13 protein-coding genes and 1 pseudogene are annotated in these 13,842 nt (G+C 69.7%); 7 read left to right on the forward strand and 7 right to left on the reverse strand.

The features are described from left to right. A partial coding sequence (locus ACFWP7_RS01375; protein ID WP_384374146.1) for a 2-oxoacid:ferredoxin oxidoreductase subunit beta occupies positions 1 to 871 on the forward strand: 871 nt, incomplete at its 5' end. 145 nt (positions 872 to 1,016) lie between these two features. Here the strand turns inward: ACFWP7_RS01375 and ACFWP7_RS01380 are convergent. Continuing rightward, positions 1,017 to 1,388, reverse strand: coding sequence for a winged helix-turn-helix transcriptional regulator (locus ACFWP7_RS01380; protein WP_384374149.1), 372 nt, complete (start codon positions 1,386 to 1,388; stop codon positions 1,017 to 1,019). Positions 1,389 to 1,475: 87 nt separating this feature from the next. Between ACFWP7_RS01380 and ACFWP7_RS01385 the strand changes: the two genes are divergently transcribed. After that, entirely contained in the window at positions 1,476 to 2,330 is an 855-nt protein-coding gene (locus ACFWP7_RS01385; RefSeq protein WP_384374152.1) for an SDR family oxidoreductase, read from the forward strand. Between the two features lie 143 nt (positions 2,331 to 2,473). Further along, positions 2,474 to 3,199: pseudogene (gene rarD / locus ACFWP7_RS01390) on the forward strand (EamA family transporter RarD); the annotation flags it as partial. A gap of 59 nt (positions 3,200 to 3,258) precedes the next feature. Here the strand turns inward: rarD and ACFWP7_RS01395 are convergent. Continuing rightward, positions 3,259 to 4,746: an MFS transporter gene (locus tag ACFWP7_RS01395; protein WP_384374155.1), complete on the reverse strand. Its 1,488-nt coding sequence runs from the start codon at positions 4,744 to 4,746 to the stop codon at positions 3,259 to 3,261. 125 nt (positions 4,747 to 4,871) lie between these two features. On the opposite strand from ACFWP7_RS01395, the gene ACFWP7_RS01400 reads away from it, so the two are divergent. After that, positions 4,872 to 5,339, forward strand: coding sequence for a winged helix-turn-helix transcriptional regulator (locus ACFWP7_RS01400; protein WP_384374159.1), 468 nt, complete (start codon positions 4,872 to 4,874; stop codon positions 5,337 to 5,339). Between the two features lie 121 nt (positions 5,340 to 5,460). Here ACFWP7_RS01400 and ACFWP7_RS01405 read toward each other — a convergent pair whose 3' ends face one another. Next, positions 5,461 to 6,069 (reverse strand): CGNR zinc finger domain-containing protein, encoded by a 609-nt coding sequence (locus tag ACFWP7_RS01405; RefSeq protein WP_384374809.1) that lies wholly within the window; start codon positions 6,067 to 6,069, stop codon positions 5,461 to 5,463. A 37-nt stretch (positions 6,070 to 6,106) separates the two neighbouring features. Here ACFWP7_RS01405 and ACFWP7_RS01410 point away from each other — a divergent pair, with 37 nt between their 5' ends. Both ACFWP7_RS01410 and ACFWP7_RS01415 read left to right on the forward strand, forming a co-directional pair. Then, on the forward strand, positions 6,107 to 6,565 hold the full coding sequence (locus tag ACFWP7_RS01410; RefSeq protein ID WP_384374162.1) for a VOC family protein: 459 nt from the start codon (positions 6,107 to 6,109) through the stop codon (positions 6,563 to 6,565). Positions 6,566 to 6,840: 275 nt separating this feature from the next. Continuing rightward, on the forward strand, positions 6,841 to 7,782 hold the full coding sequence (locus ACFWP7_RS01415) for a M28 family metallopeptidase (protein WP_384374165.1): 942 nt from the start codon (positions 6,841 to 6,843) through the stop codon (positions 7,780 to 7,782). Between the two features lie 226 nt (positions 7,783 to 8,008). On the opposite strand, the gene ACFWP7_RS01420 is transcribed toward ACFWP7_RS01415, so the two are convergent. Beyond that, complete coding sequence (locus ACFWP7_RS01420; protein WP_384374168.1) at positions 8,009 to 9,448, reverse strand: tetratricopeptide repeat protein; 1,440 nt, start codon at positions 9,446 to 9,448, stop codon at positions 8,009 to 8,011. 311 nt (positions 9,449 to 9,759) lie between these two features. Here ACFWP7_RS01420 and ACFWP7_RS01425 point away from each other — a divergent pair, with 311 nt between their 5' ends. Continuing rightward, positions 9,760 to 10,341 carry a flavodoxin family protein gene (locus tag ACFWP7_RS01425; RefSeq protein WP_384374170.1) on the forward strand — a complete coding sequence of 194 codons (582 nt, stop codon included), beginning with the start codon at positions 9,760 to 9,762 and terminating at the stop codon, positions 10,339 to 10,341. A gap of 18 nt (positions 10,342 to 10,359) precedes the next feature. Here the strand turns inward: ACFWP7_RS01425 and ACFWP7_RS01430 are convergent, their stop codons facing one another. The 3 genes from ACFWP7_RS01430 to ACFWP7_RS01440 all read right to left on the reverse strand — a co-directional run bounded on the left by ACFWP7_RS01430 (position 10,360) and on the right by ACFWP7_RS01440 (position 13,569). Then, positions 10,360 to 11,232: an ABC transporter permease gene (locus ACFWP7_RS01430; protein ID WP_384374173.1), complete on the reverse strand. Its 873-nt coding sequence runs from the start codon at positions 11,230 to 11,232 to the stop codon at positions 10,360 to 10,362. A gap of 4 nt (positions 11,233 to 11,236) precedes the next feature. Next, positions 11,237 to 12,271: an ABC transporter ATP-binding protein gene (locus ACFWP7_RS01435; protein WP_384374176.1), complete on the reverse strand. Its 1,035-nt coding sequence runs from the start codon at positions 12,269 to 12,271 to the stop codon at positions 11,237 to 11,239. Between the two features lie 80 nt (positions 12,272 to 12,351). Beyond that, on the reverse strand, positions 12,352 to 13,569 hold the full coding sequence (locus ACFWP7_RS01440; protein ID WP_384374179.1) for an outer membrane lipoprotein carrier protein LolA: 1,218 nt from the start codon (positions 13,567 to 13,569) through the stop codon (positions 12,352 to 12,354). Between the last annotated feature and the right edge of the window lie 273 nt (positions 13,570 to 13,842).

Raw genomic sequence — 13,842 nt, forward strand, 5'->3', positions numbered from 1 at the left:
CATCGGCTGCTCCTCCCGCTTCCCCTACTACATGAACACCTACGGCATGCACTCCATCCACGGCCGCGCCCCCGCCATCGCCACCGGACTCGCCTCCAGCAGACGCGACCTGAGCGTGTGGGTCGTCACCGGCGACGGCGACGCCCTGTCCATCGGCGGCAACCACCTCATCCACGCCCTGCGCCGCAACGTCAACCTCAAGATCCTGCTCTTCAACAACCGGATCTACGGCCTCACCAAGGGCCAGTACAGCCCGACCTCCGAGATCGGCAAGATCACCAAGTCGACGCCGATGGGCTCCCTGGACGCACCCTTCAACCCGGTGTCCCTCGCCATCGGCGCCGAGGCCTCCTTCGTGGCCCGCACCATCGACTCCGACCGCAAACACCTCACCGACGTACTGCGCCAGGCCGCCGCCCACCCCGGCACCGCCCTGGTCGAGATCTACCAGAACTGCAACATCTTCAACGACGGCGCCTTCGAAGTCCTCAAAGACAGGCAGCAGGCCCAGGAAGCGGTCATCCGCCTGGAACACGGACAGCCCATCCGCTTCGGCACCGACCTGGCCAAGGGCGTCGTAAGAGACCCGGCCACCGGCGACCTCAAAGTCGTCGACGTCACCGCGCAGAACCAGGCGCAGATCCTCGTCCACGACGCGCACGCGGCCTCGCCCACCACCGCGTTCGCCCTCTCCCGCCTCGCCGACCCCGACACCCTGCACCACACCCCGATCGGTGTCCTGCGTTCCGTCGAACGGCCCGTCTACGACACCCAGATGTCCGACCAACTCGACACCGCCATCGAACAGAACGGCAAAGGCGACCTCGCCGCACTCCTCGCCGGCGGCGACACCTGGACGGTCGTCGGCTGATCACTCCATACGCCCTACAGAGCCCGGGTCACTCCGTACGCCCTACAGAGCCCGGGTCGCTCCATACGCCCTACAGGGCCCGGGGCGCTCCGTACGCCCTTACAGGGCCCGGGGCGCTCCGTACGCCCTTACAGGGCCCGGGCCATCAGGTCCGGGCCCCGTCGTACGTCTCTCGCGCCTTCACCACGTCGTCCATCCGCTCTTCCGTCCAGGCCCCCAGCGCGCTCACCAGCAGGGCGGCCTCGCGGCCCAGCTCGGTGAGGGAGTAGTCGACCCGGGGTGGGATCACGGGCTTGGCGTCGCGATGGACGAGACCGTCGCGCTCCAGGGTCTGCAGGGTCTGGGTCAGCATCTTCTCGCTGACGCGCCCGATCGCGCGGCGCAACTCGCTGAAGCGGTAGGGGCGTTCGTTCAGCTCGATCAGGACGAGGACGCCCCAGCGGCTGGTGACGTGCTCCAGGACGAGGCGGCGCGGGCACATGGCCTCGCCCTCGACGTTCCACTTACTTACGGCCATGCCAGTACCTTACTTCAAAGTGGGTACTTTCAAGAAGTTAGTGCGGCTCCTAGGGTGAGTGCCAAGCCCCCCAAGGAGAGAGCAAACATGAGCATCGTCGTCACCGGAGCCACCGGACACCTCGGCCGCCACGTCATCGAGGAATTGTTGGAGAGGGTTCCGGCCGACCGGATCACCGCTGTCGTGCGGGACGAGGCGAAGGCCGCCGGGTTCGCGGCCCGCGGGGTGAGGATCGCGGTCGCCGACTACAACGCCCCCGAGACCTTCGACGGCCTGTTCGCCGCCGGTGACAAGGTGCTGCTGATCTCCGGTAACGAGTTCCACCTCGGCCGCGTCGGCCAGCACCAGGTCGTCATCGACGCCGCCAGGGCCGCCGGGGCCGCGCTCCTCGCGTACACCAGCGCTCCCGGCAGTCTCACGGCCGCCCTGGCCGACGACCACCGGGCCACCGAGGAGGCGATCCTCGCGTCCGGTCTGCCGTACTCCCTGCTGCGCAACGGTATGTACAACGAGAACTACACCGAGAACCTCGCCCCCGCACTCGAGCACGGCGCTGTCGTCCAGGCCGCCGGTGACGGTCGTATCGCTGGCGCCTCGCGCGGCGACTACGCCGCTGCCGCCGTGGCGGTGCTGACCGGCGAGGGCCACGAGAACACGACGTACGAGCTGAGCGGCGACACCACCTTCGGCTTCGCCGAGTACGCAACCGAGGTGGCGAAGCACTCCGGCAAGGAGATCGCGTACAACTCCGTTCCCGCCGACGTCTACCTCGGCATCCTGACCGGCGCCGGGCTGCCCGAGGCCTTCGCCACGATCCTGGTGGGCGTGGACGCGTCCATCGAGAAGGGTGAGCTCGCGGTCACGACCGGCGATCTGTCCCGGCTGACCGGCCGTCCGACCACTCCGATCGCCGAGTCGGTCGCGGCGGCGCTGAAGGGCTGACTCCCCCCTCTGGCCCTCGCTGCCGCTTTCGAGCGCCCCCGCCTGTCATGACCGTATGGCGATACGGGCATGACAGGCGGGGGCGCTCGGCGCTACCTTCTTGAAGGCCGTACGAGCACGGCCGCATGGGCGAGGAGGACGCGATGGCGGTGAAGGCCAGGGGCGAGCAGCACATAGGTCTGCTGAACGGCATCGCCGCGTACGGCATATGGGGCCTCGTCCCGCTGTTCTGGCCGCTGCTGGAGCCCGCCGGGGCGGCCGAGATCCTCGCCCACCGGATGGTGTGGTCGCTGGCCTTCGTCGGCATCGCGCTCGTCGTGCTGCGGCGCTGGGCCTGGGCCGGTGAGCTGATCCGGCAGCCGCGCAAGCTCGGACTGATCACGGTGGCCGCGGCCCTCATCACTGTGAACTGGGGCGTCTACATCTGGTCCGTGAACGCGGGTCACGTGGTCGAGGCCTCGCTCGGCTACTTCATCAACCCGCTGGTCTCCATCGCGCTCGGTGTGCTGATCCTCAAGGAGCGGATGCGGCCCCTGCAGTGGACGGCGGTCGGCGTCGCCTTCGCGGCGGTGGTCGTCCTCACCCTCGGATACGGCAGCCCGCCGTGGATCTCCCTCACCCTCGCCTGCTCCTTCGGCACCTACGGGCTGGTCAAGAAGAAGGTCAACCTCGGAGGCATCGAGTCGCTCGCCGCCGAGACGGCCGTCCAGTTCCTGCCCGCGCTGGGCTTTCTGCTGTGGCTGGGGTCGACCGGGAAGGCGACCTTCGCCGCGGAGGGCGCGGGGCACATGGCGCTGCTCGCGTCGACGGGTGTGGTGACCGCGATTCCGCTGGTCTGCTTCGGCGCCGCCGCGATCCGCGTACCGCTGTCCACGCTGGGGCTCCTCCAGTACCTCGCGCCGGTCTTCCAGTTCCTGCTCGGCATCCTCTACTTCCACGAGGCCATGCCGCCCGAGCGCTGGGCCGGGTTCGCGCTCGTCTGGCTCGCGCTGTCGCTGCTCACCTTCGACGCGCTGCGCACCGCGCGCCGAGCGGCCCGGACGCTCAGGGCCGAGACCAGGGTTCCCAGGACCACCATCGCGACCGGCACCGTCAGCGCCGCGCGGAAGGCCGAAAGCGTCGCGTCCGGCTCATCGGCAGCCGGCCCCGACCCCGTCGACGCCAAGCCATAGACCGCGGTCACCGCCGAGATCCCGATCGCCGAACCGAACTGCGTCGCCGTGTGCAGCAGCCCGCTCGCCAGCCCCTGTTCCGACTCGGCGACCCCGTCCGTGGCCGCGATCGTCAGCGGCCCGTAGGCGAGTGCGAAGGCGGTCCCCGCGATGATCAGCGTCGGGAACATCGCCGCGTACGACCAGTCCGCGCCGACGGGCAGGAACAGCCCGTACGCGATGACGGCGAGCACGAACCCGCCGAGGATCACCCGGGCGTGGCCGTACCGCTCGACCAGCTTCGGCGTGAGCGTCGGCGCAAGCACCGCGTCGCAGCCCATCACGATGAGCGCCACCGCCGTCTGGAGCGCCGACCAGCCGCGCAACTCCTGCAGATAGAGCGTCAGCACGAACTGGAAGCCGAAGAAGGCGCCCACGAAGAGCAGCGCGCCGAGGTCGGCACGGACCACGGATCCCTTGCGGAGGAGACCGAGGCGTACGAGGGGGGTGGCGGCGCGCCGTTCGACGGCGACGAAGGTGGTGGCGAGGAGCAGCGACGCAAGCGCCGCCGTGGCCGTCAACTGCCAGTCGTGCAGGCCGTGTTCGAGGCGGAGGACGGCGTAGGCGGCGAGCAGCATGGCTCCGGCGGCGGTGACGGCTCCGGTGAGGTCGAATCGCGCTTCTGCCGTACGGCGTTGGGGGCGCCCCTCCTGTACGGGGATCAGCCGGAGCGCCGCGAGGAGGATCGCACCCGCGAGCAGTACCGGCGCGAAGAACACCCAGCGCCAGCCGAGTTCGGTGAGCAGACCGCCGATGACGAGGCCGAGGGAGAAGCCGCCGGCCGCCGTGCCCGCGAAGACCAGCAGGGCCTTGTTACGGCGGGGACCCTCCTCGTACGAGGTGGTGATCAGGGAGAGCGCGGCCGGGGTCATGAACGCGGCGGAGACTCCCGTGACGAAGCGGGCGACGATCAGCATCCAGCCCTCCGTGGCGAAGCCGCCGAGTCCGGAGAAGGCGAGGAAGACCGCCAGCCAGATGAGGAACATCCGGCGGCGGCCGAGAAGGTCGGCTGCGCGTCCGCCGAGGAGGGTGAAGCCGGCGTAGCCGAGGACATAGGCGCTCATCACCCAGGCCGCGGTGGTCGTCGACAGGTCGAGGTCGGACCTGATGGAGGGGATCGCGACCGCGAGCATCGCGACGTCGATGCCCTCCAGGAAGATCGTTCCGCAGAGGACGAGCAGTAGTGCCCAGGCGCGGGTGCCCACGGGGACTCCTCGGGTAGGGGGTGGTTACGTGACTGAGGGTCGGTTCCATGACTGGGGTTCGGTTCCGTGACCGGGGTTCGGTTCCCTCTAGTAACCGACGCCAGCCTGCGGCAGCATCGACAGGTATGGAAGAAGGCACTTTGAAGTCACCGAGTAACTGCGAAGGCACCGTGGACTACGGGGACGCCGATCCCTTCCAGTGGGACACCCGGGAGGACTGCGAGGTACGGCAGATCCTCGACCGGGTCGCCGGCAAGTGGTCCCTGCTGGTGATCGCGCTGCTCGATCGGCGCGTGCTCCGTTTCACGGAGTTGCGACGGGAGATCGACGGGGTCAGTCAGCGGATGCTCACCGTGACCTTGCGGCAGCTTGAGCGGGATGGGCTGGTGAAGCGGACGGTGCACGCCGTGGTGCCGCCGCGGGTGGAGTACGAACTCACGCCGTTGGGCGGGACGTTGCATGCCACCATCCAGTCACTGGTGACGTGGACGGAGCGGCATCAGGGGGAGATTGCTTCGGCTCGGGCGGACTACGACTCGCGGGCGTCAGCGGTGACGAGAGGTGACGGGGGGACTTGGGGTGACGGGAGGTGACGGGGGGACTAGGGGTGACGGGAGGTGACGGGGCTTTTTTCGCCCCCTCCGTCCCTTCCCGTCCCTAGTTCCTGGGGCTGCCGCCCCCAGACCCCCGCTGTCGCGCTGAACGCGCTCGTCCTCAAACGCCGGACGGGCCAGCAGGGCCTGCTCGGCGGGCTCGGTGGGTGCGGGCCTTGTGGAGGTTGCCGCAGTGTTCCATGGCGCACCAGCGGCGGCGGCCTGGACGGGATGTGTCGGCGAAGAGCAGCGAGCAGTTGTCTGACGCGCACTCACGGATGCGGTCGGCATGCGGGCCGGTGAAGAGGTCGACGGCGTCGCGCGCGACGGTGGAGAGGAGCTGGGTTCCCGTCGCGCCGGGGGCCCAGGCATGCGTACCGTCCGACGCGATGCGGGCGACCAGTGGCGGTTCGGCCGCGGCCGCGTTGACGAGGGCCAGGTCGCGGGGGCTCGGTGGGCGGCCGTGGGCGCGGTCGGCGGTCAGCAGGAACAGGGCGTCGCGCACGGTTCGCGTGTGCTCCAACTCCCCCTGGTCTACGGACAGTTCCAGCCCCGGCGAGAGACGGCTCCGGTCCGCCCAGTGCGCCAGGTCGGACGGCTCGTGCAGCACCTCGTAGCGGGCGAACTCGCCCGGACCGCCCGTCGTCAGCAGTTCCAGGCAGAGCGCGCCGGGGTCGAAGCGGTAGGACGTCCCGCCGTACGACACGAGGGTCAACCCTGGCGATTCCATTGCGCGCTCGCTCACGTAACCACTATAAGTGGTTACCATGACTCACGCGACCCTGCACTGGAAGCTCGTCATCGACGCGGAAGACCCGCACGCACAGGCGGACTTCTGGGCCGCCGCCCTCGGCTACGAGGTCGAGAACAACAGCGCGCTCGTCGAAAAGCTGCTGGTCCTCGGCGCCGTACCGGCCGAGCTCACCGTCGAGTCCCACGGTCACCGGGCCTTTCGGGATCTGATCGCCGTACGGCATCCGGATGATCCGTACGAGGAGGAGAGCGGGACCGGGCTCGGGCGACGGCTGCTCTTCCAGCGCGTACCGGAGCCGAAGACCGTAAAGAACCGACTCCACCTCGACCTGCACGCGGGAGCCGAGCGGCGTTCGGACGAGGTCGCCCGGCTGGAGGGGCTGGGAGCGACGGTGCTGCGGCAGGTGAAGGAGCCGGGCGGCGAGTGGGTGGTGCTGACGGATCCCGAGGGGAACGAGTTCTGCGTCCAGTAGCCGCGGACGCGACCTCTCCCCTGTTCGCCGTAGTCGCGGAGGCAACCTCTCCCCTGTTCGCCGTAGCCGCGGACGCAACCTCTCCCCTGTTCGCCGTAGCCGCGGACGCAACCTCTCCCCTGTTCGCCGTAGCCGCGAACGCGGCCTCTCCCCGATATGCGAACTCCCCTGACCAAATAGCGCCCTTGACGGAAAGTCAGTCACAGCTTCACCATCCAGGCACCCCATTCACTGTGGAATCCCTGTGGATTCCCGCGGAATTCGGAGCCCCCCACATGAAGCTCTCCGCTACCGGGCGTGCCACTGCGGCTGCTGTCGTCGCCGTTGTCACGCTCCTCACCACCGGCTCGATAGCCGGCGCGGCGCCCGCACGTGTGGCCGCCGCGCCTGATCTCCCCGTGGCCAACATCAAGGCCCATCTCACACAGCTGCAGTCCATCGCGACCGCCAACGGCGGCAACCGCGCGCACGGCCGCACCGGCTACAAGGCCTCGCTCGACTACATCAAGGCCAAGCTGGACGCGGCCGGATTCACCACGACCGTCCAGCAGTTCACGTCCGGTGGCCGTACCGGGTACAACCTGATCGCCGACTGGCCCGGCGGCGACACCGGCCAGGTCGTCATGGCCGGGTCCCACCTCGACAGCGTGACGGCGGGGCCCGGCATCAATGACAACGGGTCGGGTTCGGCGGCCGTGCTGGAGACCGCGCTCGCCGTCTCGCGGGCGCAGTACCAGCCCACAAAGCATCTGCGGTTCGCCTGGTGGGGCGCGGAGGAACTGGGCATGGTCGGCTCGCGTTACTACGTCAACAGCCTTGCCACCGGCGACCGGTCGCGGATCAGCGGCTATCTGAACTTCGACATGATCGGCTCACCGAACCCGGGGTACTTCGTCTACGACGACGATCCCGCCATCGAGAAGACCTTCCAGACCTACTTCGCCGGGATCGGCATAGCGACGGAGATCGAGACCGAGGGCGACGGCCGCTCCGACCACGCGCCGTTCGACACCGCGGGCATCCCGGTCGGCGGTCTGTTCAGCGGCGCGGACTACATCAAGACAACGGCCCAGGCCGCCAAGTGGGGCGGCACGGCCGGCCTGGCCTTCGACCGCTGCTACCACGCGTCCTGCGACACGACGTCGAACATCAACGACACGGCGCTGGACCGGAACGGGGACGCTCTGGCCTATGCGGTGTGGGAGTTGTCCTTCTAGCTCCGCGGTAGTCCCCCTCTAGTTACCCACAGTCGTGCCGGGACGGGCCCTTCGCGCGGTCCGGTCGTAGTCCTGCCCCGTGGTCGGTGCCATGTCTCTGCTCGAACGTCTCGAACGTCTCGAACGTGCGATCACCGGCCACGGGTGTGCGGGCTCCGGGTGCAGGGCTAGGTCCTGTCGTCACATTCCCGTCGTCGCCCGGAGGGCGGCCTCGCGGCGTCAGGACCTAGTCGGACTGGCTGCGGGCGCGTTCGGTCAGGCGGCCCATGCGGGTGCGGGTCTTTTCGAGTTGTTCGATGTCGTCGGCGGCCGGGCCACCGTCGGCCGTGAGTTCGGTCCACACGCCGATCAGGTCGCGTCCGAGGTCCAGACCCTGCGAGGGGTCGCGGACGGCGCGCCAGGCCGTGGCCGCGCTCTGTACGTTGCCGTACGCGGCGTCCGGGTCCCGGTGCCTGCGATGGACCCTGGCCAGGTCGAGCGACAGCCGGAAGGACCGGGGCGCGTCGCCGCCCAAGTAGGCGATGTACGCGGTCAGTTCGCGCACCCGCAGCGCCTCCGGGTGCTCCGGTCCCAGCGTCTGCGCCGCCTCCGCGACAGCGCGCTCCGCCATGCCCGCGGCCTCTTCGATCCTGCCCTCCTGCACGGCCTCGTTGATCCGCGTCACTCGTTCCGACAGGAAGGCCGCCTCGCCCGCTCCTTCCGGCACCGGCGCCAGTACCGCTTCGGCGACCGCGTCGAAGCCCCGCACGGGGGCGGGCTTCGGCTCGGGTTCGGAGTCCGGTACCAGATCCAGGTTCAGGGCGATCGGGGACCTGGCGGCCTTCCGCACGGGGGCCAGGTCGGGCGGCGGGCCGAACTCTCCTGTCGGGGGTCCCGCGACGCCGGGCGGTGTCTCCCCCTTCGGTTCCGGCAGCGTCCGCAGAGCGAAGGCCGACGGGGGGAGGACGCTCGGCGCGGGGTCGGTCGGCGCCGCGGGCCATACCGGGTCCACCGGCGGGGCAGGGGGCACCGGGGGCGTCCCGCTCGGTTGCATGGACGGAACCGGCGGCGGTGGCGGTGGCGGCATCGGCGGTTGTCGCACCTGCCCGGCCGCGGGCTCAGGCGGGTGCGAGTGCGGCCGCCGGTCCGGGTATGACTGGGGCTGCGAGTGCGACTGCCCGTCCTGGTACGACTGGGCCTGCGGCTGCGGCTGCCCGTCCTGGTACAACTGCGGCTGTGGGTTCGGGTCCTGGTACGACTGCGGCTGTGGGTTCGGGTCCTGGTACGACTGGGACTGCGGCTGCGGGTCCTGGTACGACTCCGGCTGTGGGTGCGGCTGGAATCGGCGCGGCTCCCCCACGTACGTGCTCGACCCGTCCACGTACACCTGAATCGGTACGACGAAGCCGGTGCGTTCGTCGTGGATCGCGGCGAGTACGGGCCGGCCGGTGGTGAGGGCGAGGCGGTGGAGGTGGTCGAGGACGGCGGCCTGGACGGTCTGGCCGGGGGCGGCGAAGACCGGCACGCCGCCGACCGAGGCCACGCCGCCGCCCGGAGCGGCGCCCCCCGCGGGCACCCGCACCTCCACCGGCGTCACCGCGGGGTCCAGGTACTCCCCGGAGTCGGCACCCTCCTCAGCGCGCCGCCGCTTGAGTTCCCGCTTCTGTTCGCGGCTGAGTCGAGACATCGTGCCCTCACTCGGGGTGATCGGGGGAGGAAGGGTGGACAGGGAGGACGGCGCCGAAAGAGATGTCCGCGCAGGTGCCCATCGGTCCACCCTGGTCCCGCGGACCACGGTGCGTCAACGCCGACGGTCCCGGGGCGGAGACGACCCCGGTGCCGATCACCCTCGTACACATCCTCGCCTCCCACCTCACGCCAGTCCCGGCCGGGGTTTGCGGAACGGGAATCCACTGGACAACTAAATGCGTATGCATATATTGTCCACGCATGTAGTCGCGGCGACCACCCTTCGCCGCACGCACCCTAGGGGGACCCATGAGCCGCCGTTTCCTGTTCCTGCTCGGCAGCAGCCGCTCCGACGGCAACACCGAACTGCTGGCCCGCAAGGCCGCCGAGCAGCTGCCCGCGGAGGCCGAGCAGCGGTGGCTGAGCCTCGCCGAGCATCCACTGCCGGACTTCGAGGACCTGCGCCATGACAGTGACCATGTCCGCCCGACCGAGGGCAGCACGGGCCTGCTCTTCGACGCGACGCTCGCCGCGACGGACATCGTCATCGTCTCGCCGCTGTACTGGTACTCGGTCTCCGCGTCCACCAAGCGCTACCTCGACTACTGGTCGGGCTGGCTGCGCACCCCCGGCGTCGACTTCAAGGCCACGATGGCGGGGCGCACCTTCTGGGGTGTCACCGCGCTGGCGCACGAGGAGCAGGAGGTCGCCGACCCGTTGATCGGCACCCTCAACCACTCGGCCGCGTACATGGGCATGCGCTTCGGCGGGGTCCTGCTCGGCAACGGCAGCAAGCCCGGTGACGTACTCAACGACAGCGAGGCCCTGTCCCGCGCGAAGACCTTCTTCGCGCAGCAGCCGACGCTCGCCCGCTTCCCCTACGACAGCTGAGCACCAGGCCCCCGCGACTCAGGCCGTGATGTCCTTCGTCGTGAAGCGCGCCCACGCCGCCGACCCGAACACCGCCGCGTACAGAGCCTGTAGGCCGAGGTTGTGGACCATGTCGTCCCAGTACACCGGGTCGCGCATGAGGTCGGCGAAGGACAGCCAGTAGTGGGAGAAGAAGTACGGCTGGAGCGCATGGAGCTGGGGGATCTGGTCGAGGATCTGGACGGTGATGACGAGCCCGACGGTCGTCGCCATCGCCGCGATACCGCTGCCCGTCAGCGTCGAGATGAACAGGCCGAGCGCCGCGACACCGATCAGTGACGCGGCGACGACCAGCGCGATGAGCAGGGCCCTGCCGAGTCCCTCCGCGAGGCTGATCCGGGTCCCGGAGATGGTCGTCAGCTCGCCCAGGGGGAACAGCACCGCGCCCACCGCGAGCGCCGAGGCCGCCACGACGAGGGTCGCGACCAGGCAGAACGTCATGGTGGTCGCGTACTTGACGAGGAGGAGGCGGGTGCGGCCGGCGGGCGCGACCAGGAGGTAGCGCAGGGTTCCCGCGTTCGCCTCGCCCGCGATCGCGTCACCCGCGATGACGCCGATCGCCATCGGCAGGAAGAAGGGGAGCGTCACGGCCAGCGCCGTGAACACCAGGAACAGGCCGTTGTTGGTGATCTGCGAGATGAACGCCGGTCCTTCGCCACCGCCGCCCGGGCCGCCGCTGGATCCGTCGCTCGTCTCGATCCTGATGGCGATACCGATGAGGACCGGCACCGCCGCGAGCACGCCGAGCAGCGCGATGGTCCGCCACCGCCGGAAGGTGGTGACCAGCTCGCTGCGGAACAGCCCGAACGTCCACAGCGGGCTGGGCGCACGCATCACTTCCGTCTCGGACATGACCTCAGCCCGCGACATCGAAGCCCTCCCCCGTCAGCGCCACGAACGCGTCCTCCAGCGAGGCGCGTTCGACCCCGAAACCGCGGACCCGGACGCCCGCCGCGACCAACGCGGCGTTCAGCTCGGCGAGTTCGCGGTCCGGGGGCTCGGCGGTCACCCCGGTGTCCGTCACGACGAGATCCCCGACGCCTTGTTCCTTCAGTACGCGCGCGGCGTCCGCGGGATCGGGAGTCGTCACGACGAGACGCCCGCGCGCACCCGCCGCCAGATCGGCCACCGCGCCCTGGGTGATGAGCCGGCCCTGCGCCATCACGGCCGCGTGCGTGCACACCTGCTCGATCTCGTCGAGCAGGTGTGAGGAGAGGAAGACGGTCGTGCCGTCCGAGGCCAACTCCCTTACCAGGGAACGGATTTCGCGCATTCCCTGCGGATCGAGGCCGTTGGTCGGCTCGTCCAGGACGAGCAGTCGGCGGGGCTGGAGCAGCGCCGCCGCGAGCCCGAGCCGCTGCTTCATACCGAGGGAGTACGCCTTTGCCTTCTTGCCCGCGGCGGCGGCGAGCCCGACCCGGTCGAGGGCGGCCGCGACGCGTGTACGCCGGGTGCGCGGGTCGGCGGTCGGGTCGGCCGCGTCGTACCGGAGGAGGTTGTCGCGGCCGGAGAGGAAGCCGTACAGCGCGGGGCCCTCGATGAGGGCGCCCACCTGCGGGAGCACGGCGCGGGTGGCCCGGGGCATGGGCTGCCCCAGGACACGCGCCGTGCCCGAGGTCGGCTGGATCAGGCCCATCAGCATGCGGATGGTGGTGGTCTTGCCCGAGCCGTTCGGACCGAGGAAGCCGAAGACGCTGCCCGCCGGGACGGTCAGGTCCAGGCCGTCGACGGCGAGCTGTCCACCGCGGAAGCGCTTGGTGAGCGCGCGGGTGACGATCACGGTGTCAGTGTCCTCAGCCGAGTTCACCTCAGCCGTTGTCGCCGCGACCGCGCTCACCGCCCCTCCCGTGTCGCCCACCGGGTCGGGCTCCGCGGCGGACAGCTCCACCATGGACTCCTCAATTCGTCCTGTGATCCGGCCTGTGATTCGTCCTGTGATCCGGCCTGTGATCCGGCCTGTCCATACGAGTCCTACTGGGCCGCGTCGGCCGCCTTGACCAGCGCGTCCTTGGTGACGGCACCGGCGTACACCTTGCCGTCGTCCGTGATCAGCGCGTTGACCAGGCGGGTCGAGAAGACCGTGCCCGAGCCGAACTTGCCGGTGACCTGGTCGCCGAGGGAGTTCAGGAACCCGTCGACGTCGCTGTTGCCGGACGAGCCGGACGGTACGCCCTCGCCACCGGTGTCGAACTCGGCGATGGAGTTCCAGCCCTCGCCGATCGTCTTGAGACCGTCGAGTCCGCCGAGTCCCGCGCCCAGGTCCTCGCCGGACTTCTGCGAGGACTCCGGCGCCTTCCCGTCGTCGCCCTCGGTGACCTTCGCACCCTTGGGCGGGGTGAAGTCGAAGGTCGACGCGGCCGGCTTGGAGAAGTCGACCTTGGTGAAGCCGGCGTCCACGACGGCCGCGCCGCCGCTCGCCGGGGTCAGCGTGAACTTCAGCGGCAGCCCCGTCTTCGAGTCCACCGCGATGGTGATCGCGCCGACCGTGGAGCCGGACTGCTTCGGCTTGATGAGCAGCTTGTACGCGTCACGGCCCGCGACCTGCGCGGTGCCGTCGACGGTCACGGAGGTGGTGTCGTCGACGGCCTTGAGGGCCTCGTCGGCGAGCTCCTGGGGAGTGGCCGGGACGTCTTTCTGACCCTTTTCCGTCCCGGACTTGGGCGCGGTCGAGTGGTAGACCTCGTTCGACTTGCTGTCGTACCCCCACACGTCCGTGCCGTTGTGGATGAGGCTGTACTCGGCGGCGCTGTCCAGTAGGGAGACCTTGGACTTGTCCGGGCCGTCGGCCGCGACACGCAGCGTGTGCGTGCCGGTGGCCAGCTCCAGGAGCTTGGAGGACGGGTCGGCGGACGAACCGCCGCTGTTACCGCCCTGTACGGCCCCGGAAGCGAAGCTGCTCTCCAGGCCACCGAGGTCGGGCAGCCCCAGATCGGTGCTGATCTTGACGGTGCCGGACAGCTGCTCGACGTCCGACTTGGCGATCTTCTCGATGAGCTGCTGGGCGCTGATCTTGGGCAGATCGGGGTCACCGGAGTCGGCGAGCGCCGGGACGAGCCCGATGGTCGCCGCCGCCATCCCCATCACCGCGACCGGGACGACGTAGCGCGCCGCCTTCCGCCGGCCGGTGCGCACGTCATCGGCCTCGGCCTCGTCGGCGTTCGTGCTGTGGTCGGATTCGTACGGTGCCATGTGTGCCTTACCTCCGTCGTCGGCGGCGGCTCGTCCTACTGCACTGGTCCACTCTTAGCCGCCATTCTCACCCGAACCGGTGAGGAGTGGTGTTCACCATCTGACCAAATCGACGGGAGAGATGCGTCAGACCCCGGACGCAACTCCGCGTACTCCTGCGGTATGACGTAACGCGGTGGTGCCCACCCCAACCCCAAGGGGGTGGTGGAGGCACCCACACCACAAGGAGTTGTCCACCAGGGTTAGTGTGACCCCCCCCCGGGGCCCACCCCG

Source organism: Streptomyces sp. NPDC058470 (assembly GCF_042721055.1).
Lineage (GTDB): Bacteria > Actinomycetota > Actinomycetes > Streptomycetales > Streptomycetaceae > Streptomyces.

Coding starts and splice junctions, on each gene's coding strand:
- ACFWP7_RS01380 (WP_384374149.1), bottom strand. CDS start 1,388: ATGGCCGTAAGTAAGTGGAACGTCGAGGGCGAGGCCATGTGCCCGCGC.
- ACFWP7_RS01385 (WP_384374152.1), top strand. CDS start 1,476: ATGAGCATCGTCGTCACCGGAGCCACCGGACACCTCGGCCGCCACGTC.
- ACFWP7_RS01400 (WP_384374159.1), top strand. CDS start 4,872: ATGGAAGAAGGCACTTTGAAGTCACCGAGTAACTGCGAAGGCACCGTG.
- ACFWP7_RS01405 (WP_384374809.1), bottom strand. CDS start 6,069: ATGGAATCGCCAGGGTTGACCCTCGTGTCGTACGGCGGGACGTCCTAC.
- ACFWP7_RS01410 (WP_384374162.1), top strand. CDS start 6,107: ATGACTCACGCGACCCTGCACTGGAAGCTCGTCATCGACGCGGAAGAC.
- ACFWP7_RS01415 (WP_384374165.1), top strand. CDS start 6,841: ATGAAGCTCTCCGCTACCGGGCGTGCCACTGCGGCTGCTGTCGTCGCC.
- ACFWP7_RS01420 (WP_384374168.1), bottom strand. CDS start 9,448: ATGTCTCGACTCAGCCGCGAACAGAAGCGGGAACTCAAGCGGCGGCGC.
- ACFWP7_RS01425 (WP_384374170.1), top strand. CDS start 9,760: ATGAGCCGCCGTTTCCTGTTCCTGCTCGGCAGCAGCCGCTCCGACGGC.
- ACFWP7_RS01430 (WP_384374173.1), bottom strand. CDS start 11,232: ATGTCCGAGACGGAAGTGATGCGTGCGCCCAGCCCGCTGTGGACGTTC.
- ACFWP7_RS01435 (WP_384374176.1), bottom strand. CDS start 12,271: ATGGTGGAGCTGTCCGCCGCGGAGCCCGACCCGGTGGGCGACACGGGA.
- ACFWP7_RS01440 (WP_384374179.1), bottom strand. CDS start 13,569: ATGGCACCGTACGAATCCGACCACAGCACGAACGCCGACGAGGCCGAG.